General features: G+C 41.1%; 25 protein-coding genes. 3 read left to right on the forward strand and 22 right to left on the reverse strand.

Features of this window, described 5'->3' with window-relative positions; all coding sequences use genetic code 11:
- Positions 1–135: 135 nt before the first annotated feature.
- The 3 genes from IGJ45_RS10640 to IGJ45_RS10650 form a co-directional block, all read right to left on the reverse strand.
- Positions 136–867, reverse strand: coding sequence for a GntR family transcriptional regulator (locus IGJ45_RS10640; protein WP_231437812.1), 732 nt, complete (start codon positions 865–867; stop codon positions 136–138).
- 150 nt (positions 868–1,017) lie between these two features.
- Positions 1,018–2,364 carry a PTS cellobiose transporter subunit IIC gene (gene celB / locus IGJ45_RS10645; RefSeq protein WP_349703839.1) on the reverse strand — a complete coding sequence of 449 codons (1,347 nt, stop codon included), beginning with the start codon at positions 2,362–2,364 and terminating at the stop codon, positions 1,018–1,020.
- Positions 2,348–2,854 (reverse strand): hypothetical protein, encoded by a 507-nt coding sequence (locus tag IGJ45_RS10650; protein ID WP_103299582.1) that lies wholly within the window; start codon positions 2,852–2,854, stop codon positions 2,348–2,350. The genes celB and IGJ45_RS10650 overlap by 17 nt, the downstream gene beginning before the upstream one ends.
- A 360-nt stretch (positions 2,855–3,214) precedes the next feature.
- Here IGJ45_RS10650 and add point away from each other — a divergent pair, with 360 nt between their 5' ends.
- On the forward strand, positions 3,215–4,237 hold the full coding sequence (add, locus tag IGJ45_RS10655) for an adenosine deaminase (RefSeq protein ID WP_423121552.1): 1,023 nt from the start codon (positions 3,215–3,217) through the stop codon (positions 4,235–4,237).
- 89 nt (positions 4,238–4,326) lie between these two features.
- On the opposite strand, the gene IGJ45_RS10660 is transcribed toward add, so the two are convergent.
- The 3 genes from IGJ45_RS10660 to IGJ45_RS10670 all read right to left on the reverse strand — a co-directional run bounded on the left by IGJ45_RS10660 (position 4,327) and on the right by IGJ45_RS10670 (position 6,974).
- Positions 4,327–5,124: an ABC transporter permease subunit gene (locus IGJ45_RS10660; protein WP_003126093.1), complete on the reverse strand. Its 798-nt coding sequence runs from the start codon at positions 5,122–5,124 to the stop codon at positions 4,327–4,329.
- The gene (locus IGJ45_RS10665) at positions 5,121–5,942 is read right to left on the reverse strand and encodes an ABC transporter ATP-binding protein (RefSeq protein ID WP_081132227.1); all 822 of its coding nucleotides are present in this window, start codon (positions 5,940–5,942) and stop codon (positions 5,121–5,123) included. The genes IGJ45_RS10660 and IGJ45_RS10665 overlap by 4 nt, the downstream gene beginning before the upstream one ends.
- Before the next feature lie 546 nt (positions 5,943–6,488).
- Positions 6,489–6,974, reverse strand: a complete 486-nt coding sequence (locus IGJ45_RS10670) for a sigma-70 family RNA polymerase sigma factor (protein WP_021150014.1) — start codon at positions 6,972–6,974, stop codon at positions 6,489–6,491.
- A 168-nt stretch (positions 6,975–7,142) separates the two neighbouring features.
- Here IGJ45_RS10670 and IGJ45_RS10675 point away from each other — a divergent pair, with 168 nt between their 5' ends.
- Entirely contained in the window at positions 7,143–7,919 is a 777-nt protein-coding gene (locus tag IGJ45_RS10675; RefSeq protein ID WP_081132229.1) for a hypothetical protein, read from the forward strand.
- Between the two features lie 248 nt (positions 7,920–8,167).
- Positions 8,168–8,299 carry a hypothetical protein gene (locus tag IGJ45_RS10680; RefSeq protein WP_005471013.1) on the forward strand — a complete coding sequence of 44 codons (132 nt, stop codon included), beginning with the start codon at positions 8,168–8,170 and terminating at the stop codon, positions 8,297–8,299.
- Positions 8,300–8,518: 219 nt separating this feature from the next.
- On the opposite strand, the gene IGJ45_RS10685 is transcribed toward IGJ45_RS10680, so the two are convergent.
- From IGJ45_RS10685 to IGJ45_RS10760, 16 genes are all read right to left on the reverse strand, one after another.
- A complete protein-coding gene (locus IGJ45_RS10685) occupies positions 8,519–9,883 on the reverse strand; it encodes a peptidoglycan DD-metalloendopeptidase family protein (RefSeq protein ID WP_279282138.1) in 1,365 nt (454 codons plus the stop codon).
- A 272-nt stretch (positions 9,884–10,155) separates the two neighbouring features.
- Positions 10,156–10,797 carry an HAD family hydrolase gene (locus IGJ45_RS10690; RefSeq protein ID WP_257602213.1) on the reverse strand — a complete coding sequence of 214 codons (642 nt, stop codon included), beginning with the start codon at positions 10,795–10,797 and terminating at the stop codon, positions 10,156–10,158.
- Between the two features lie 45 nt (positions 10,798–10,842).
- The gene (locus IGJ45_RS10695; RefSeq protein ID WP_081132231.1) at positions 10,843–11,571 is read right to left on the reverse strand and encodes a hypothetical protein; all 729 of its coding nucleotides are present in this window, start codon (positions 11,569–11,571) and stop codon (positions 10,843–10,845) included.
- A 2-nt stretch (positions 11,572–11,573) separates the two neighbouring features.
- Entirely contained in the window at positions 11,574–12,575 is a 1,002-nt protein-coding gene (locus IGJ45_RS10700) for an SIS domain-containing protein (RefSeq protein ID WP_195957065.1), read from the reverse strand.
- A 16-nt stretch (positions 12,576–12,591) separates the two neighbouring features.
- Complete coding sequence (locus IGJ45_RS10705; RefSeq protein ID WP_003126076.1) at positions 12,592–13,401, reverse strand: PTS system mannose/fructose/sorbose family transporter subunit IID; 810 nt, start codon at positions 13,399–13,401, stop codon at positions 12,592–12,594.
- The gene (locus tag IGJ45_RS10710) at positions 13,391–14,173 is read right to left on the reverse strand and encodes a PTS mannose/fructose/sorbose/N-acetylgalactosamine transporter subunit IIC (RefSeq protein WP_034704263.1); all 783 of its coding nucleotides are present in this window, start codon (positions 14,171–14,173) and stop codon (positions 13,391–13,393) included. The genes IGJ45_RS10705 and IGJ45_RS10710 overlap by 11 nt, the downstream gene beginning before the upstream one ends.
- A gap of 18 nt (positions 14,174–14,191) precedes the next feature.
- Positions 14,192–14,662 (reverse strand): PTS sugar transporter subunit IIB, encoded by a 471-nt coding sequence (locus IGJ45_RS10715; protein ID WP_002343746.1) that lies wholly within the window; start codon positions 14,660–14,662, stop codon positions 14,192–14,194.
- Positions 14,663–14,676: 14 nt separating this feature from the next.
- Positions 14,677–15,096 carry a PTS sugar transporter subunit IIA gene (locus tag IGJ45_RS10720; protein ID WP_349703841.1) on the reverse strand — a complete coding sequence of 140 codons (420 nt, stop codon included), beginning with the start codon at positions 15,094–15,096 and terminating at the stop codon, positions 14,677–14,679.
- A gap of 134 nt (positions 15,097–15,230) precedes the next feature.
- Positions 15,231–15,947: a GntR family transcriptional regulator gene (locus IGJ45_RS10725; protein WP_034704258.1), complete on the reverse strand. Its 717-nt coding sequence runs from the start codon at positions 15,945–15,947 to the stop codon at positions 15,231–15,233.
- A 4-nt stretch (positions 15,948–15,951) separates the two neighbouring features.
- Positions 15,952–16,413, reverse strand: coding sequence for a hypothetical protein (locus tag IGJ45_RS10730; RefSeq protein WP_034704255.1), 462 nt, complete (start codon positions 16,411–16,413; stop codon positions 15,952–15,954).
- A gap of 315 nt (positions 16,414–16,728) precedes the next feature.
- Entirely contained in the window at positions 16,729–17,571 is an 843-nt protein-coding gene (locus IGJ45_RS10735) for an acyltransferase domain-containing protein (protein ID WP_349703842.1), read from the reverse strand.
- Between the two features lie 498 nt (positions 17,572–18,069).
- Positions 18,070–19,245 carry a UxaA family hydrolase gene (locus IGJ45_RS10740; RefSeq protein WP_113849521.1) on the reverse strand — a complete coding sequence of 392 codons (1,176 nt, stop codon included), beginning with the start codon at positions 19,243–19,245 and terminating at the stop codon, positions 18,070–18,072.
- Entirely contained in the window at positions 19,245–19,517 is a 273-nt protein-coding gene (locus IGJ45_RS10745; RefSeq protein ID WP_034706817.1) for a UxaA family hydrolase, read from the reverse strand. The genes IGJ45_RS10740 and IGJ45_RS10745 overlap by 1 nt, the downstream gene beginning before the upstream one ends.
- A 19-nt stretch (positions 19,518–19,536) precedes the next feature.
- Positions 19,537–19,938, reverse strand: coding sequence for a PTS sugar transporter subunit IIA (locus IGJ45_RS10750; RefSeq protein WP_349703843.1), 402 nt, complete (start codon positions 19,936–19,938; stop codon positions 19,537–19,539).
- Complete coding sequence (locus IGJ45_RS10755) at positions 19,935–20,924, reverse strand: D-isomer specific 2-hydroxyacid dehydrogenase family protein (RefSeq protein WP_349703844.1); 990 nt, start codon at positions 20,922–20,924, stop codon at positions 19,935–19,937. The genes IGJ45_RS10750 and IGJ45_RS10755 overlap by 4 nt, the downstream gene beginning before the upstream one ends.
- 11 nt (positions 20,925–20,935) lie before the next feature.
- A complete protein-coding gene (locus tag IGJ45_RS10760) occupies positions 20,936–21,406 on the reverse strand; it encodes a PTS sugar transporter subunit IIB (protein ID WP_103299558.1) in 471 nt (156 codons plus the stop codon).
- Positions 21,407–21,417: the final 11 nt, after the last annotated feature.

Here is a 21,417-nt window from a genome sequence, read left to right on the forward strand (position 1 = left end):
ACAGAAAAAAATTCCTTAAAAAAGGCGATTTTCACCGCTTTCTCCTTTTTAAAACAATTTTCAAACAAATAAGCCACCAGAAATCGTGAATGATTTCTGGTGGCTTAGACCATTTTATGAGCTACTTCTAAAGGATCAATCTTGTAATTTCTTATGCATAAACAACGTTGTTTCTCGATAGTCATAGAAGATTTTTGAGAAGGCCATCAAATCACCTTCTCGCAAGTAACTGTCGTCTCGAACAACCAAACTAGGGCTCCCCGCGTTCATGCCAAAAAAAGCAGCTTGTTTAGCAGTCAGTAATTCACAGCGGATAAATTTATCGATGAAACTGACAGTCACTCCCTTTTCTTGTGCAAAATATTCAAACATGGAACCGTACATAGCAGATTCTGGGATCTGACCAACGATATCTGCCAGATAATAGGATTTCTCAATCAAATACGGCTGATCATCCAGTGTGCGAAATCGTTCAACTTCAATAAAAAGCTGATTATCAGAAAATCGTTGATGGCTTGGTGAAAAATCGATCTCAGCGTACGAGACCAAACGCTGCGTTGCTTGAACGGTTTGAATCAGTTTTCCTTCTCTAGCAAGATCTTCGGTAAACCCAAGATCACTTTGGACTGCTTTTTGCTCTTGCGTCAATTGATCGTGGACATAGGAGCCTCTCCCTTGAACTTGATAAATATAGCCGCGTTTACTCAATCTGCTTAGTGCTTGCCTTAAGGAATACCGAGAGACCTGATAGTGTTCCATCATTTCCTTCTCACTAGGTAACTTTCCGTTGCGATCAGCTAAACTCTTTTTTTCGATTCGGGCAATTAAATCTGCCGCTAATAAATCGATCGTCCATTGTTTTGTCATTCCACTTCTCCCCCAAATGTTGTACTATTCCTATTTTACCGCAAAAGCCACTGCCTTAGTGGAAATCTTTCTTTCATCTCATGATGACAAAAGAAAACCCAGCTAAACATGCCTTAGCTGGGGTCTGTTCATTCAAACTTGCACTTTCGGTCAAGCTTTTTCTTGTTCTTGTGCAAAAAGTTTGCCATCATACATTTTGATGAATGGGAACCAAATTAGAAAGGCGACCAAAGCGCAAATTAATGCCAGTACAAAGGCACGCCAATCACCACCTGAACCAATAAACCCTGAAAGACCAATTGGGGTTGGCCAAGCGACTTGGGCAATCGGTGGATTGACAAACCCTAAATTGATTGCAAAATATGCCACCGACATAGAGGCCATTGGTGCCAAAAAGAAAGGAATTGCCGTATATGGGTTATAAACAACTGGCATCCCAAACAAAATTGGTTCATTAATGTTGAAGAATGATGGGACGATCGCGGCTTTACCTAATGCACTTAGTTGTGCCGATTTAGCAAAGAAGGCGATGAAGATCACCATGCCCAGTGTCGCTCCTGAACCGCCAATGGTCACGAAACTATTATTGAATTCACCGGCAAAAGCAATATTTGCACCGCTTTGGTTTTCAACCATGTTGGAAAGAACGATGGGCGTCAAGAATGAGGTCACGATCGTTGCTCCGTGGATTCCGACGATCCACAATGCATGCATCAAGAAATAGATGACTAACAACCCAACCCACGTACTCGTCAATTGCGAAACAAAACTAAAGGGAATCGCAATGACTTTGAAGATATCGGTCCCTAAAGCTACTAAAGCACCGTTGATCACGATCACGACTAAAGCAATCAACGCAGTCGGAATCAATGCAGTAAATGAACTTGAAACACCAGTTGGTACAGTATCAGGCATTTTGATGTAGATATTTCTCTTGACACAAAACGCGTAAATTTTCACTGCAATAATAGCCATAATAATTGCAGTAAAAATACCAGTCGTTCCTAAACGTGTCACACCACCCGCCATTTCCCAACCATCAATGATTTTTTGATCATCGGAAATAAGGGTCACAAGAGTCGCTACTCCGCCTTCAAATACTAATTGAGGTAGACACATGAAGAATGCCATCATTGACAACAAAGCCCCGTTTATAGGACTTAACGAAATTTTTTCTTCCTGCGCTTGGATCTTGGTATATTCATAACCAAAAACAATACAGAAATATAAGGCCAAGATCCCCATTGTTGCAGTATTTCCTAGCATATATAAACTTTGGATCTTATCAAAAGAAGCCGCCCAAATCGATGCTAAAGCTGGGAAACTTTGAGGTAAGACACTAATAATCAGGAACATTGAACCAACGATCGTAAACGGAATCGAAGCCATCCCGGCCGCCATCACTCCACGGACGATTCGAAATTGCGAGATTCGCCCCATTGGTCCCATTAAGTACTTATCCAGAAAGGTAAACATTTTACTATTTTCTGTGTTCATCTATTTTTCCTCCTTTATTCTCAAATGTCCGCAGATAGTTCAAGTAACTATCCCGATCTTTTTCGATCAACCATGCTTTTCGTTCCATATATAAACAACAAATCAATCCCAGAGTCAGACTAACCAGTAAAATCGGTCTGGCCGCAAGATTCAAAAATGGGAAAAATCCGTCTTGCCACCCTAACAGGATAAAAAGGATACCAGTAGTGTTGACCCCTGTTTGAATCCAATAACCAACTTTAGTCAAGTGCAATCGATTTGATGTCTGCCAATATTTTTGTGTCTGCTCAAAGATGATGGCGCCATCGACCAAAAGCAAGAACACCGGTACCAGACCCATCACTGTCCAATTTGCCAGACTAAGCAACGCCCAATAAAGATTGATAAAGAAAAAAATTGCTGTCATATAGCGAAAAATCAGATAGCGGTTAAATCGCATATTTTTTTGTGCGTACGCATTGGCACCGGACGACTGATTTTGTCCTCTCATAGTTATGATCCACTCCTCTCTCATCATTTTTATCGCGAATAATAACCAAACTTGTTCGAACAAGTTAATTTTAGCATAAATCAAAAATCATGCAAGCGATTACTTTTTGATGTTTGGTTGTAAAAAATAAACTCCTGAAGAAAATCGTCTATATTCGCATGAAGAAAATCGCCTATATTCGCACAACTTTTTAAGGACTATTCAGGTATCTTCCAGCAAATTTTTGCTCTTGTGAAAACGGGGATTTTATGTTAAAAATGAATAAAAGGAATGTTGATTCAACAAGATGTTCGCTTTTCAAGTTATAAAAAAAGGTTTTTGGTGCAAAATACTTACTTTAAAAGGAGAAAGACGAAAATTATGGCAAAAGAAGTAACCTACGAATTTATCAAAAAAATTCCCAAAGCTGAACTCCATCTGCATTTAGAAGGAACATTGGAGCCTGATTTGAAATTACGATTGGCACAAAAAAATCAAATTGATATTGGTCAATCAACAATCGAAGAGGTGGAAGCAAGTTATCAGTTCGACTCCTTGCCTTCTTTTTTGAACATTTATTATCCAGCGATGAATGTCCTCCAAACAGAAGAAGATTTTTATGAATTGGCAATGGCTTACTTCAAGAAAGCTGCCGAACATCACGTCACTTATGCTGAAGTTTTTTTTGATCCGCAAGCCCATACCTCTCGCGGTATTTCTTTTGAAACCGTCATCAACGGCTATTATCGAGCGACACAAGAAAGTGAACAAATTGGTGTACGAAGTGCCCTAATTATGTGCTTCTTACGGGATTTTTCTGCTGAATCAGCAGCAGAAACCTTAGAACAAGCACTACCTTTTAAAGATAAGATTTTGGGGATCGGGCTTGATTCAGATGAAAAAGGCAATCCACCACTGAAGTTCAAAAAAGTTTTTGAAAAAGCAAAAGCCGCTGGATTTCATTTGACGATGCACTGCGACATTGATCAGGAAGATTCGATCGAACACATTCGCCAAGTCATTGAAGAAATCCAAGTGGAACGAATCGATCATGGAACAAATATCGTAGAAGATGAACAGTTAGTCGATTATGTGCGGACGCACCAAATCGGATTGACGTGTTGCCCTGTCTCCAACAGTTTCGTCGTGGATGATATGAAGGGAAAAGAAATCATCGAGTTATTGGCAAAAGGCGTCAAAGTGACGATCAATTCAGATGACCCAGCTTATTTCCAAAGCTATATTTCTGACGACCTTTATGCATTGAGCAAAAATTATCAGTTAACAGAGGACCAAATCATTCAATTGGTCAGAAATGCCTTTGAGATTGCTTGGTTACCAGAAGAAGAGAAGAAGTTGTATCTAGCGGAAGTCGATGCTTTTGTCGCGGAGAAAAACAATTAATTTTATTCTTATACAGGCAAAGCTGTACAAGGGTAAAACAAACAATCACTCCAAATACAGGATTGGAGTGATTGTTTTTTGCTTGTTCACTAAATATGAAGATCTTTCTTACAAAAGACCATGCCCGATGCCACGAACAGGATACACGCTCCAATCAATAGGACAAAGATTCCGATGAGACCACTACGATCTCCTGCGATCAAAGCATCTGGATCAAACAATGTAAAGAAAGTAAAATACTTTACTTTTTCTGCATTTCCGCCGGTGTTGGCAAGCATCTGTAAGACGTACATTAATGCTGGTATCCCACCGCCGACAGCAATACTGTATTTTGAATCATTAAAAACACAAGAAGCTAAGAAAGAGATTCCTGCGATAAACAACTGCAAACAAAGCAACCCACCATTCAGCAGCAACAGTTTGGGAATCTCGAGTTCTCCTTTAAATTGTAATCCGCAAAGGATCTCTAATGCAGTGCCATAGATGATCAAAAAGAAAATACCCGTTAAAAGAACCGACATCTGCGTCATGACAATCGTTCTCCGTTTGATGGGTGCTGCCAGAAGGGCCACCATCGCATTACTGTCCACATATTTGGCAATCAATGCATTCCCTCGAAGAATCGAGAATACCATTGGAAAAATGATCAAAATAAATCCGTAAAGATAAGAAGACATGAAACCCAATAATGAGTTAGCGCCGGCTTTCATGCCGACTGCCGACATCAACTCCGGAAGCATCTTGCGCATTTCTTCAAGAGACTGCATCATTTCTGGATTGTACATACTGACAATGATTGAGATGTAGAGGGTCATGACGGCACCAAAAATCACAAGTGTCAGGATGCTGCGGCGCAATTCGCGTTTGTAAAGGGTGAAATTGATCATTTCTCTTCACCTCCATAATAATCCATAAAGATCTGTTCCAATGTTTGACTCGTACTGACTTGGACTTGACTAGGTTGTGCCGGATCGATTTCTCCATTGAAATCTGCTGCAAAGGCTGCCGCCAGTTGTTCATTTGGCAAAGTGACGGTATAACGACGCAGATGTTTTTCTCTTAATGTGTCGGTGGAATCCAACGCAACTAATTTTCCGGCACGAATGATGCCAATTCGATCACAGGTCCGCTCAACTTCTTCAAACATGTGGCTAGACATGAGGATGGTTTTGCCGCGCTTTTTTTCTTCAGTGATTAAATCAATAAAACGTGACTGCATCAAGGGATCTAAGCCACTAGTAGGCTCATCCAAAATCAAGATCTCTGGATCGTGCATGAAAGCCACAACGATGCCAATTTTTTGTTTCATCCCTTTACTCATTTTTTTGATCTTGCCGTTCGGATCTAACTCAAATCGATCAAGTAATTCTTTGGCCCGTCCATTTTCAGTATTTCCCCGATACTTTGCGATAAATTTAATAAATTCGCTTCCGGTCATATCATCAAAAAAAGTCATTTCGCCAGGAATGTAGCCTAAATTTCTTTGGATTTGTTCTCGTTGCTGCCAGCAATTCATCCCATTGATCAAACAGTTGCCGCTTTGAGGTTTGATGAACCCCATTAGATGACGGATCGTTGTGGTCTTCCCAGCGCCATTAGGACCCAGAAAACCAAACGCTCCTGCTTCCACAGAAAATGACAGGTCAAAAATTCCTTTGCCATTGCCATAATCTCGTGTCAGATTGGAAATATCAATTTTCCCCATCATTCATTCCTCCTATTGACCAACGTCTATTCACTAGCAAATCGTTTGCTGGTTTGCCCCACTTGCTTTTTGATACTCCCGCTTTGCAAGTGATCAGTCAAGGCCATCGGTCTTTGCCATACAATATTGTATGATGATAGCCAAAGTATAGCCTATGTTGCTGTTTTTGACTACCAAAATATCCACCGTATTCTAGAAATAGCCTGACCAAAAAAAGCGCCTTTTTAAGTCGCGAATTGACGAAAAAAAGCGGCCTCTTCCATTCGAAGACCGCTTTATTCGACGATTGCTGTTAATATGATTTGAAAAAAAGACGCTTCTCATTCAATTAGAACTTAAGGCACCAAATCATGGTCAACATAAAAGGAGTTTATCAAGTACCAAGAAAAACTGTCATTATCTGTCGATAATGCGAAAACAGTTTAGACAAAAGGTGCCTTTTGTTCCTTGATTTCAGTTTACAAAAAGAAGCTGCACGATACAAGAGGAACGAGTAAGAAAGCTCCTGTCTGGGTCCTTCACTTTTATTCTGACTAAATAGAACACCTATTTTTTGCTGCTTGTCGTCTCCTCGTGAATAAATTGCTGCCAGCGGGCTCTCAACTTCTGACGATAATAATAGCGAGACTGTTTTGATCCCTCTTGATTGACCCAATCAAGCCACATTTGTCGTTCTTTCGGTTTCAGAAATGCCCAGAATTGCATCAGCAATAGATGATTGTCGATGTCTTCTTTCAGATCAATCGTTTCTTCCTGCTCTGATGCGATTGCTTGGATCAGTTGTTTTTGACGATTACTTTTTCGTTGTAAATCAATCACTCGCCATAGCAAAAAGCCAAATAGATAATTCACTTCATTTTCGTTGCGAAAGATCCCTTCATCAGGATACCTTCGTGCGCGCTCAAAGAGCATGAGTCGCAACTCTTGCAAATAATCTTCAAAATCTGGATGACTGGGGAAGATGCCCGCCCGAATCAGCACTTTGTAAAAGAGGCGCTCATAAGAAGCCATCAGTGTGTGCCATTCTTTCATTGTATTCCTCCTTTTGCTTGGTGTTCCCGCGGGTACATTAACCATAGCAAAAAGAGGAAGTGACTATTTTTATCAAAAATCAATAAATCATTTGAATTATGCACTTTTTATTGCAAAAATAGTCAGATAATTTTATAGTTGAAGTATCTAAAATGAAGGAGTTTTTCTATGAAGAGATGCTACTCCCCTATAAGTTCGAATAAACTTGATCCTTATCGTCTGTCCTTTGATCCAAAATGTAAACGATTCCTCAATTCTAGTGATCAGGCCACTTGCCAGGAACTTGCTGCTTTGATCCGTCCAACCATGACAATTGACTTCGAGAAAGAAATTTTTGCCATTCTGCCTTTTGTTCGTGATGATCGCACGCATTCTTTGATCATTTATCAAGACTATTGTTCACTTCTTCCACAGCCGCCATTTCCTATCATCAAACAGATTCTTCTCCATTTCCATTTTTATGAGTACGCGCTTTTCAAAGATACACTGTACCATTTATTCAGCCAGTCGAATATCAAACGTCAATACAAGATTCCTTGTGCGACTAGTGAATATAGCTTGCTACCCCTAACAAACGCGACCAAAAAAGACACGATTTGGGTGAACCCTGGAAAAATCATGACTTTGTCCGCTTCTGGACCGCAGCTGTTCATTGAACTGCACAATCAGTTCTCTTTCCCCTGTTTGGTTGAGTCCCGCCGCTTAAAGCAAACCATGCTGATCAGTTTCCTTGCTCACGGCATTATCAAACGAGAACATAGCTATCAACTGCCTCGGGCGAACACTAGCCTCACTGAGTTTTTGGAACTTTCTTTTTCTCCCCTCACCAACCACTTACTAGAAGATCTTCATTTTCATGATCTGCCTGGCAAACGAGGAAGTTTTAGTCTGATTTATCAAGATCTCTATGCAGAAGAAAGCCAACAAAAAATGCGCCAAAAATGAGTGCATTTGGTCAAATTTCCCTCTTACCAACGCTTTTGCTTCTGAAAGGAGCAGCTACAGAAAATTTAGAAGAAATTCAAAAGAAAAAATTTTTTTGATCTTTTAGCGTATTTTATTTTTGAGAAACAAAAAGGCACTAGTTTAAAAAAATAGTGCTCTAAGAAGATAGTGCTTTAAGAAAGTAGTGCTTTAAGAAAAAATTACTTTAAGAAAATAGTGGCGGAATGCTGCGAAGGAGGAAAACTAGTATGCGTATCGTTAAAATTTCAGAGACAGAGATCTATGTCGAAATGACAGGGAAAGAATCATTTACAGTTACTTGCAGCAGTGAGCAGCTCGCTGAGCGATGGCTAGCGTTGTTAGAAGGTTTAGCCGAGTAGAGCAACTGATCTTCGAAGCAAGATCCGCAAGCGAAACCGCAAGTCAGCTGAACCCATTGGCAGTTGGCTGATGCAATGCTTAAAATGCCTTTCTTTTCTCAAAAGAGGACAGCAAGCAATGATCATAATAAAAAGCAGCGGCAAAAATGAAGTGTGTCCGAAAAGTTGACTTTTGGTCCAACTTTTCGGATCACTGCAAGCAGCCGCTGCTTTTTTTATTTAGAGGCCTAATTCAGACGCAGGGTCAAAGAAGCCTGACCATAGTCCTGTCGCCATTCCCAAATGTAGATGGACACCAGTCGAATTTCCAGTTGTTCCCATTCCACCAAGGTATTGACGTGCTGTGACACTTTGACCGCTACTAACAGCAGGCAATGCATTGAAGTGCATGTAATAACTATAGATGCCATTCGGATGCTTTATGATCACATAATTTCCTGTGGACGGACCATAACCGGCTTCTACCACTTTCCCACCTTGAATCGCATAAATCGGTGTTCCACTGCTGCCGGTAAAGTCGATCCCATTGTGCTGGTTGCCGGAAGAGCCCGTTGGATCTGTACGGTATCCAAAACGACTCGAGATATGGACAGAATCGACCGGTAAAGACCAACCGCTTGTTTGATTTCCACTAGCAAGCTCCGGTGTTTCTTGATCAGTATCTTGATTAGTTTCTTTTTTACTTGTTTCTTCAATGTTGGTCTCTTCATTGATTGGTGTAGAAGCATTAGCGTATGTCGTTGCTTCTGTGCCGGTTTCTTTTGCCGACTCTTTTTCTTGAGAGACCGCTGCTTCAGCGGCTACTTGTTTTTTCGCTTGTTCCTGAGTTTTTTTTGCCTCAGCTTGTGCTTGTATCTTAGCTTCTGCGGCTAACGCTTCTTCTGCTGCTAATTGTTTCAGTGTTTCTTCCCGTTTCTTTTCAGCAGCCGCTTTTTCTGCTTCCAAGTCAGACTTTTTGCTCTCTTCTTGATTCAGAGACAATCGTAAGTCGGCCAATGCCACATCCTGATTCAATCGTACATCCGCAAGCTCCCCTTGCTTTTGTTGCAGCTCGCTCGCATGAGTTTCAATTTCGGATAGTTTTTCTTCTAGTTCTTTTTCGAGCTTGATACTTGTCTCGATGTCTTTTTGCTGTTGCTCAACGATACTATTGCTGGCATTCATGATGGTGACAGAAGCAATGGCTCGTTGAATTGCTTCACCTAGTGAGTCAGCATCAAGTAATGTCGTCATCATGGCATTCGAAGGTTCTGAAACTTGAATATCTCTTGCTTGATTCGCCAGTGTTTCTTTCCGTTTGGCGATTTTTTCCTCCAATTCCTTGATTTCAACCGCGATTTTGTTGACCTTTTGCTCTGTGCTGGCCTTTGACGCCAAAATCGAATCCATTTCAGATTCAAGTTGTTGGATCTCCGCTTCCGTCTTTTGTTTGAACGCTTCTATTGAAGCAGATTCCCCTTTGATTTCATTGATTCGCTGGGTTTGTTGTTGAATTTGACGATCCACATCTTCTGCGTTTGCAACCAATGGAAAACCTATCAACATCAACGAGCTTGCAACTATCAATTTTTCCAGTTTTTTCATGCTATCTCCTTTTGAATCCTATTTTTCATTTCTACTAGCATACCGAATATTTTGCTGCTTTTGGGTAGAATCATAGGAAAAACATCTGGATGCAAAATTCTGACATCTCGTTGCAATCAACTTGTTAGATTCCCGCATGAATCGTAAATTGCTTTTTGATTCTTTTCATGAAGAAAAAACAGATAAGAATTTTTTGCAAAAAAAGGTAGATGAATGCTCAATCATTGAACATTCATCTACCTTCGTTGGAGTTCATTTGACGTTCGACAAAATCAGATGAATCGCCTAGCTGCCAAATCAGCTGCAGCTACTATCATCGCTTCTTCAGGAAAAACCATCTCGGTGGTAAAAGCATTGGGATAAGCCAATACTTTCAAGCCCGCACTTAAAGCGGCCGTCACCCCGGTTGGACTATCCTCCAGTGCAATAACTTCTTCTTCTGACAATGCCAACTGTGCAAGACATTTCTGATATCCCTCAGGAGCTGGCTTGCCTTCCTTCACATCATCCCGGGTGAGGATAAGATCAAAAACAGACATCAACTCTTGATGATGAGCAAAGAAATGCATCAATTCTGCTTTCCTTGAATTAGAGACGATCGCTAGCTTCAACTGGTTCTTTTTGCCATACTGGATAACTTCTGCAATGCCTTCCCGCAATGGCACCTCAGGATACTTCGTTTTCTGTGCTTGAGTAAAACATGCTTCAATGGCTTCTACATCAACGGGCTTCCCTAGAGACTTTTCTAAGTGTTGATAAAACACCCCGTCTGCTGAACCAATACTTTTTTGGTAATCTCTCCTTGTATAGGTTACCTGGTAGGTGTCACGAAGGTATTGCTTTACTGCTTGATAAGCAACTTCCTCGGTATCCACAAGCGTACCATCAAAATCAAAAATAATTCCCTTTACCATGTGCTCCCCCATTGAATCTTTTAGAATTGGATCTTAGGTTTCATTTCAATCTACTTCCCGAAACGCAGCGAAATCTTCATAGAACGTCTTGGGGGGTACATCCGACTTTTGCCGCTGCTTGTTAGGGATAAAGGTCGTTCCAGCTACTTGCGTAAAACTAAAATAGTGTTTTTGCCCGGTAGCCTCTTGATGGTATCCAGATTGTTCCCCAATATATAAATCATCTACTGAACTGATCGTCTTTGTCGTTATTTGTGATGATACTGAAGCATACAGCTGAATCTCTGAATCGACAATGAACAAATTGGAACGCTCGTCTTGAATGAATTGATTGATCACCGTTGCCAGCGTCGCTAATTTAGAAAAATTGTAACGGTGCGGCAGGCCAAATCCTAAAAGCAATACTCCGCCTACTACCAATACCATCGCACTGGACCATAACCACTGCTGCTCACCAATCATTTTTGTGACCGCAAAGATACCTAGAGCCCCGGCTAAAATCAAAGCTATTTTTATCATCCCCAAAACTTTGATATAGCGTAACCGACTTTCTCTTGTCAGATGGTCTTTCCCCCAAGGAAACCATTCTGGTGTCGAGATATCAATGATCAATGTGTAAGTAGCATTTTCTCTGAAGAAGTAGTCTCCTGATTGCTGACAATTTGTAGCTTCAGTTAAATACTTACCGAGCCATTGCCGAAAAGCTTTTTTCTGCTTCTGAGTAAAAATCCGAGGAAAATACAAGCAAAGAAATTCGAACAGTTCTTGTTTCATTTTTAATACGCTACTTTCCGATAATATCTGCGTGTTTTAGCACTCTTTCCAGTTTTTTCTGTATAGACAGTCAATAATAGATCAAAGAAGTGATTCAAAAACCACGGCATCAAAAATTTCTGTGTTTCTTTTGAAAAACGATCCAACCCAAACTCATTTAAATCAACCGTTTTAGCTTGCGCAGAGTGAGAAGCAATAAAGCGTTCCACCCGTTGATCTTGGTCACGATTAGAATCAGCGTTCATAATCAAGTTGACTTGGTAATCCTCGGCCACCATTTCGAATGGACCATGGAAAAATTCAGAAGAATGGATCGGCTGTGCTTGGATCCATTGAATTTCTTCCAAAATATAGTTACAGAAGCAACAAACTTCTCCCCATAAACGTCCAGATGTCACCCACATTTGCGGTTTCGTCACATCGACAGTCGCAATCAGTTGTTGCGCGAACTCTTTGGCCCCAGCGATGGCTTCTCCGACAAATGTGCCAAGTTGGAGAATTTCTTTTCGCATCTTAACCAGTTTGTCTTGATCCATTTGAGTATAGCACTCAATGAACCAGCCGAACAGAACCAAATGGACATCTGTATCAACAGAGCTCGTCCGGTAATCAAGAATATCCGCTCCATCCAAAAGTGTGTCATCATCACCGATAAACCCATAAATCGTTGTTTCAGGATAAACTTGATGCACTTTCCCAAGTGTATCAAGAATCTCTTGCGTAGAACCCGTCTTTGTACCAGCAATGATCAATGTTTGATCATCGATTTGATCAAAATAAAGGCTTAGCAACTCTTCCGGGCTGACAATCAAAAATGGCACAGATAATTTTTCAAACAATAGTGGTCTTAATCCGACAAATTTGGTGAACGTTCCCCCACAACCCATCAAGAAGATCTTAGTAAATTTCTGCTGCTTCATTTCGTCAGCTGTTTCTTTCACCGCATCTAATTGATCGATCACTTGAGAATAGTTGCTAATAAATTGTTCTTTTACAAATGGCATGAGTTTCTCTCCTTTTTTATACCGCTAAAAATCCGAATACCGCCCCTAAAATACTTACAGCTAGAATTGCCAATAAGATATAGAAGACTTTGACATCCTTTTTCAACAAACGGCAGAATAGGAATGTGATCAGTAACGGCAATAAGGCTGGCATCATCGAGTCTAGCAATCCTTGGATCGTTTGCGCATCTTTACCGCTGGTCAATTTCACTGGGATATTGATGATCACCATTGAAGCGACCATCCCACCGATTACGGTATTTCCCAGAATATTGATTGCATAAGTGATATTATCCATCAATCCGCTTGACATCTTGTCAATAAAAGAAACCCCGGCTTTATAGCCCCACATGGTACCGAAATAACGAACGAGAACATTCGGGATGTTAAATACGAGCAGAAACAAAATCGGACCAAGAATACTTCCTTGTTTCGCTAATGAAATCCCGATACCGCTGGCAATGATCCGCAAACTTCCCCAGAAGATCGAATCACCGATACCTGAGATAGGGCCCATTAATCCAGCTTTCATGGCATTGATAGAAGATTCATCAAAAGAAGGATCATTTGCTTTCTTTTCTTCCATTGAAGCAGCAACACCTGCAATGAATGGAGAAGTCGCTGATGTACAGTTAAAGAATTCCATGTGTCTTTTCATTGCTTTTTTCTGATCATCTTTGTCTGGATAAAGTTTTTGAATCACGCCGCCCATCGTATAGGCAAACGCTAAACTCATCATCCGTTCATAGTTGAATGAAGCTTCCATCGGCATTGATCGCCAAAAGACGCCCATCAAATCTTTCTTTGCGATTTTTTTAGAAGTCATCATATTGTTCCTCCCCATCCGTCATCACTTGCCCTTTGTTTTTTTGGATCGCATCAAAAATGATGTACATGATGCCTGCAAAAATAGCGCCAATCATTGCAGTTGCGATCATATCTAATTTCAAGTACGCGGCACAAACGAAACCTAAGAAAAAGAAGGGTGCCACTTTTTTAGAGAAAGTCATATTGATCAACATAGCAAATCCGACAGCAGGCAGAATATTGGTTGCAATATTCATCCCATCAATAAAAGCTTGTGGTATTAATTTCAAAATTTTATCGACTGTACCGCTGCCGATTACATAGGCAACAGTAGTCACGACTGTCATCAATCCAATCCGAGTGAAAGATGCCCATAAATGCATATTGGCCGCTTCTTTGATCTTGCCTTCTTCAATCAAGTGATCAGCTTTATGAGTCATTGCCGGAAAGATCACAACATATAAAATGTTTTTGATGGCTAATCCTAAAGCTGCGATCGGCAAGACAAGTGTCAATGCCACATCGACACCATAACCATTTTTTAAAACAAGTGCGGTAGCCAAGATTCCGCCGATGATTTCATCCGGCGGCACAGTGGCGCCGACGCCCATCAAACCTAGAAAGGCCAATTCTAAGGTTGCGCCCATGATCAAGCCTTGGGTCACGTCCCCAAATAATAACCCAACAAATAATCCTGTGACTAAGGGACGACCAATGAAGGAAGAACCTAGAAAATCCTGCATATTTGCTATTAGTGCAATAATAAAAATACCAATTGTTTGAACAATCATCATCCTTACTCCCTTCGGCTAAACTAACGATCTGAATTCTATATTGGCATCATTTGGTGCTTGTTTAACTAAGATTTCGATGCCAGAATTTTCCAGTTCCGTTAGTTCTTTGATTTCCTCATCTGTGACATAGACTGCTTTCGCAATGTTCTTGCTATCGTCACGCTTTGCGGATAATCCTAAATTGATTTTGTTGATTTCCGGAGTTCCTTTTGCCAATCGGTAGGCATCATGAACATTTTCTACAACAATGAACACATTGTATTTATCTGTGACACCGCTTTTAATCGCAGCAATTGAATCGTCAATGCTTTTAAATATCAATTTCGTATCATTAGGTTTTGCCAAATTCAATGTTTGCTTTCTAAATGAGTCGTTCACTACGTTGTCATTTGCAATCAAAATCGCATTGGCAGACAAATTTTTTGTCCACGCAAATGCTACTTGTCCATGTAATAAACGGTAATCAATTCTTGTCATTTTGATCATGTTGACTCTCTCCCTTAAAATTCGTCTTCATCTGGTTGATCTGGATTTACTTCAATCAATTTGACACCACTTGTAGCGGTTACAATCACTTGCTGGAGTTGTTCCTTAATCTTTGCTGGTTCTGCAGAAAAACTCATTGAAACAATTTCTAATACCAATGGCAAATTCATCCCTGCAATTAGAAATTGGTTCTCTTTTCCTGCAATTGTTTCAGTGATCACACGGTTGACGCTCCCTCCAAGCAGATCACTGATAAATATGATTGGTTCCTCTGCCATTTCTGAGATCAACGCTCTAAGCTGTGCCGAAAAGTCAACCTTCTCATCAACATAGGCGGTGATCGCAGATAGATTTTCTTGCTTCCCCATAATAAATTCAGCCGTATCTTTCATGCCTTGCGCTAAATTAGAATGACTCGCCAAAACAATTTTCATGTGTCTTCTCCTTTCATCTGTAATCGTTTCCCAATTACTTACAACTAGATAATAGAACCCCTTCGATAGAAAAACAACAAAAAAAAGACCAATTTCTTGAATAGGTCTTTTTTAGCAACCAATTTTAGAACCACTTAATAGTCGGTCTCTACATTGAAGGTTATTTTTTCTGGATTAAAAAAAGATTTTGTATATTCCACCAACTCATTCTGATCAGTATAGCCATAATATTCAATACATAAGACGTATTCTCCAGGCCGCATATTGATTTTGCTGAACTGTTTTTCGTCTTCCACTCGGCTAGCATAAAACTGTTTCTTGAATTTGACAGGTCGTTTATTTTTGTATTCCATATAGTCATAGAGTGAAAAACTACCAAAATCATAGCGATGAGCATCTTTAAATAAACGAAAAGGGAAATAGGCAATTTGCAAGGATACTTTGTCTTCATTAGCCTCCCGCACCCGGATCAATTCAAAAAACTCAAAGTATTCTGGAAAGACAGCCATCAACTCCGGATCATCGTAAACCAGTTTGAAGGATTCAACAAAACTGCTAGACTCCATTCCTTTGATTCGAATCCCCTGTGTCAAAGATAGCGGCGACTCGTCTCCAACCTCAAAACGATTGGAATGTCCCTCATTGGACAGAAAAGTTCCCGCGCCCCGCTTTTTATAAAGAACGCCATCTTCTACCAGGGAACCAATGGCTTTTTTAACTGTCATCCGACTATACCCTAAGATATCTGCCAATTCACGCTCACTCAGGATCTTATCATTTGAACCAAAGTCGCCGCCTTGAATCATCTCAACAATTTTTCTTTTGGCTTCTAAGTACAAAAACTTTCCCATTGTCTCACTCCTCAAACAAATACGCATCTGGATCAGAGATTTCTTCTTCGTAGCGGATGATCGTTTTATCTTGATCCAAAAAAAAGGTTTTTTCAATCAGCACTTGACTGTCTCCAATGATCTGCAGTTGCTGTGCCTCGATTTCATTCGGCCATGACAGGGCAATCTCTTTTCTAATACTAGATACCCCTTTTGACTGGTCTACTAATAATTCTACATCAGCATTTTTTCTTTCTACCAAATAATCGACTGGTATCCACGATTTCAGCAAAGCAACAGGTTTCTTGCCTTCCTGCAAAAGAAACTCCCGCTGCATAACGTCGCCGATACGGTCGTCGTTAAACAATACATTATAAAAATTTTTCTTTTCTGCAATCGTCTCTGATGATAGCGTTAATTCCAGTCTTTTATCGGCGACTCTTGCGAACGGTGTATGATATTCTCTGATTTTTTTCTTTATTCTCATTGACTTTCCCTTTTCCTTACGCATTAGTGCTACGTACTTCGGTTCTATTATACTGAATAATTATTTTTTTTAAAAGATAGTCTTCTACTGACGCCATTCCGACACAGAATAAATGTGTCTGGTATACCTTTACTTAGCAGAAAAGACCTGGAATCTCTTTCTGATTTCCAGGTCTTTGCTTTTTTAGTTCTTCAGGAGACTCCTGTTATGTCTCTTCTTTCACTGCAACTATCAAACGAACACGATCATACTCAGTTTCTCTGTAACACTCGTATCCACTTTAGCGATAATCGCCGTCCTTCTGCTTCGAAAAAACTATTTCAATCGTCCTACCGCCGATCCAATCGCATTCCCTGCTAACAGCCATGCCTTCGCTGCTTTTTGTAAGGTGGTGTTTTCGGGATACTTGCTGACATCGTTAGAAATAGTATTGAAGAGCCAGAGTACGCCGTCATTTTTTTCTGGTTCTGTCAACAGCAATTCGTAGTCATTTCCAAACAAAACGAGGTTGGAAGTTGCTGGCAGCCATTCTTTCAACTTGGGCGAAAGCAGCCAAGTATCCGTCACAATTGGTGCTGAAGCGTATGCAGGAAAGTAGGTTTCAAAAAACATTCTGGCTGACTGATAATTTTCTTGGACTTGCTCATGAACCAGTTTCGCATCTGAAGGGATGTGAAGAGAAAGATAGGCTTGACCTTCAAGTTGTGGTGCTTTGCTCTTATGATCAGCGGCGATCATTTCAAATTCTAGCTGATCGATCCTAAATTCTAATCCGCACAAATACCGCCATGTCCAAAATCCACGATCAAACACATCCTGATTACCGACTTGTTTCGTTTCTTTTAAGAATCGAGTAAATGCCCTCATCGTAGCCAAATAAATCTCATGAGGAATTTGCAGCGGTTGATAAATATGTTTCCAGCTGATGGTCGCTGCATACAAATGGATCGCCAATTCCTTCATCGACACCTCTTTGTACAGTTGGGATAACCACTTGGCTTCTGCTGAAGCTGTTACTGGATCGAGCAATTTATGTACACTAGTAATCATCTCTTGTTCTTGCAGCTCCTCTATGGCTGCGTTCACTTTCTCTTGGATTAAAACGGGGATTTCAATTAAATCCATCAATTGCTGTAATGGCTCACTGTTAGCTAACATGTTATTCCTCCTATTATCAACGTGGAATCTTTCTTATTGATCAATGACATCAAAGCTTCCTTGTAACCGCTTCATCCAATTATAAAAAGTTTAGGGCTTAAATGATACTAAAATATACCGGTTTATACTAAAATCCTAACCCATTTATTGCTTCAAAGAAGATAGACTCATTTGGGTCGCCTCTCTAGACAATTTTTTCACGAAGAAATCCGTCCTCTATCCGAAAAAGCACTCTCACACGTTTCTTCAAGAATCTATTCGTAAGAGAGCGCCCTCTATAGGATAGCTGAAACAGCTAACTTCTGGAGGGCGCTACATCGTTTTTCGATAACAGTTCTTTCTTGATTGTACTTTCTTGATTGTACTTTCTTGATATTTCTTTTTTATTACAGTAATGGCAATTGCTAAAAGTGACAGTTTTTCAAAAGTACGATCGGCTTAATAGCAACTGCTAAATCACCTAGATAGGATGTTTAGCAGTATTTAGTTGGGGCTGTTTTATAAATCACAGCCCCAGACTTCATTGTTGCGATAAATCGCTAGCTCCTGAAAGCCTAATTTCTCCGCTGCAGTTCGTTTTCCATTTGCCACTGCGATCATCTCAGAAAGGATTCTTTCGCCACCTTCCTTGATGGACATTTCGCCGGTAATGATCGCAGATAACTCAAGATCCATATGTTCAGTCATTCGTTGATACGTCTCATGATTACCGGTAATCTTGATCATTGGTACGATGGGATTTCCAATGGGCGTGCCTCTCCCCGTTGTAAAGACACAGATCTGGGCGCCGCCAGCCACCATCCCCGTTACAGATTCAATATCGTATCCTGGAGTGTCCATGATGATCACCCCTTTTTCAGTGGCGATCTCTCCATATTTGACGACTTGATTGATCGTGGCGTGTCCTGCTTTCATGATTGCGCCTAACGATTTTTCTTCAAGTGTCGTCAAACCACCTTTTTGATTACCAGGTGAAGGATTTGCTCCTCGAATATCTACTTGGAGACGTTCAAATTGTTTTTCGAGACCGCCAATGATAGTCTGAATATCCCGTTTGACTTGTTGGTTTTTGGCACGACGGATCAAGATATGCTCTGTACCGATCAATTCTGTCGTTTCTCCTAGGATCGATCGACCGCCTGCAGCTACCAAAAGTTCTGTCGCAACTCCCAAAGCAGGATTGACGGATAACCCACTGGTTGCATCACTGCCGCCACAATTGGTCGCTAAAGTAAGAGCAGATAGTTCAACGGGTTCCCTCACAATCCGGGCAGCCGCGCCTACCAGTCTTTCTAATAAAGGAACGACTGTCGCGATTGTTTTTGTTGTCCCGCCTTCTTCCTGGATGCTAAAAGAGTAGACCGGTTTGTCTGATACCTTCTGAACCCGAGCCACCATTTCGTGAGGCTGAATCGTCTCACAGCCTAACCCGACAAAGACTGCCCCATAGACATTGGGATTTAAGACAAATCCCGTCAACGTTCGTTTGGTGATTTCTACTGCATCTCCAATTTGGCCACAGCCTTTTCCAGCTGGGATAAAGACCGTGCCGGCAATTCGTTCAGCCAGACGGCGTGCAGTTTCATTGGCACAGCCCACTGTCGCAATGACTAAAATTTTGTTGCGGATCCCATATTGCCCATCGGATCGTTTATAACCCATTATTGGTTTCATTAGACTCTGATGCTCCTCACATTATGTGTATGCACATGTTCACCTTTGGTAATCGCTGCTGTAGCAATCCCTATCACTTCGCCATATTTGATAATCTCTTCGCCAGATTCAATATCTTTTACAGAAAATTTATGGTAGCTGTCAATAGACTGGACAATCAGGAATTCATTTAAGGTCGCTTGATTAACAATCTTCACGGATGATTCCGCCGGCGTTGGTTGCAAAACCATGGCAACATTGTCCTCGGGACGCATCATTAATGCCGTATACATAGACTGCCTCACTTTCTCTTCACTCATATTTGTCTTGAAAGACAATCGTGTCGATCGCTGCCTGACGCAAATGTGCGACTAATTGTGACAAAGACATCTGTTCACGTTGCATGATTGCTTCAATCACTAACGGCAGATTGAACCCGGCAACGATCTGATAGTGGTTAGGGTCAAAAAATTGTGAATTATAATAAGCACAGTTGTAAGGCGTTGCTCCAAACATATCGACAAATACCAAGACCCCATGCCCCCTATCCAGCTTGCGGCTTTGATCTAAAATTTTTTGACGGAAACTGTCGACCTCTTCATTTTCAGCAAGTGTGTCGAACGCCATCTGCTGTGTCTCACCATTGATCATTTGTAACGAATGAACGATCCCTTGGCTGAGTTCGCCATGAGAAATAATTTGCATACCAATCATACCGACCAACTCCTTTCATTCACCAGATCAAAGGGTTCTAGTTGCGCAAAAAAGCGCTCAATATTCGTCACTACATGATCTCCCATTCCGGCTAAGCTTTCAGAAGTATACGCACCGATATGAGGGGTCAATGTGACATTTTCAAAAGCCAGTAATGGATGCGTAGGCTCTAACGGTTCCTGACAAAAGACATCGGCAGCATAACCGGAAATTTCTTTTCTAGCCAACGCACGGATCAAAGCTGCTTCATCCACCAATTCCCCACGTGCAGTATTGATCAGCAAGACATGCTGCTTCATTTGATCAAAAGCTGCATCAGAAAGCATCCGCTGGTTTTCATCTGAAAGATTGCAGTGAAGTGTGATGACATCCGCTTCTGACAATAATTCCGGCAAAGATACTTTTTTTCCTTTTGCTTTGTGAATGTCTTCAGCAGACTTATAAGGATCATAGACTAGCACTTCAGCACCAAAGCCTTCATGCAGAATCTGGCCAACCTGGGAGCCGATATTGCCATAGCCGATCACACCGACCGTTGCGTGCTTGAGTTCAAAACTATTGCAGCTCGACCGCAAGTGCCACTCATCATTTTTGATCAGCCGCTGCCCTTTATTGATCTTACGAAGTTCGTTCATTAACAAAGCAATCGCATGTTCTGCTACCGCTTGCCGTTCGATTGGTCCTAAAACTTTGGTCACCAGTACCTGATTTTCGGTTGCAGCACTAAGGTCTACATTATCGACCCCTAGACCATGACGGCAAAGCAGCCCAAGCTTTGGTGTATTCTGAAAAAACGTACGATCGAAAGTTGGCGTGACACTAGCGATAATGCACTGATAGTCGCTGAGTGCCTCAGCTAGTTGTGCCCCTTTAATCGTTGGTTCAAACAGATGAAAGTCCACTTCGCCAAATGCTTGCAGTCGTTGGATATGTTCCGGAAAAAACTTACCAAAACTTTTTGAATTGACTACTGCAATTTTTTTCATCGACGTCCCCCCTAGATCGATTTCTTCGCTGCTTCAGGAACCGTTTGCGCATAAATCTTGATGTCCTTTTCAGCTGATAATTGACGCAATTGTTCCAACTCTGTCTCGGTTAGGGCAACATTTTTGATGAAGAACTCGGCCGCTTGTCTTTTTGGCGTGCCGCCTAGATTCAAACAAGGTAACGGTAACCCCAACTCCAAACACTTGATCGCTGTTGCTACCGTTTTGAACAAAGCAAATACTTTATCTGCACCGAACTGATTGACTTCCCAAGCTGCCAGCGCTTCCGCTATGCTGTATACCTTCACTTGAAAACCGTAACGTTTTCCTGAAGCCATATAAATATCCATCGAAAAATCATCGGAACGCACCGCGTCATCGATAATATAAATCGTATTCGCACCCGAAGACTTGGCCCACTTTGTCACGATCTGACCATGAATCAAGCGACTATCTACTCGAGCAAAAGTAATTTTCCCCATTTGTGACACCC

It is taken from the genome of Enterococcus sp. DIV0574, from assembly GCF_051711125.1.
Lineage (GTDB): Bacteria > Bacillota > Bacilli > Lactobacillales > Enterococcaceae > Enterococcus_D > Enterococcus_D gallinarum.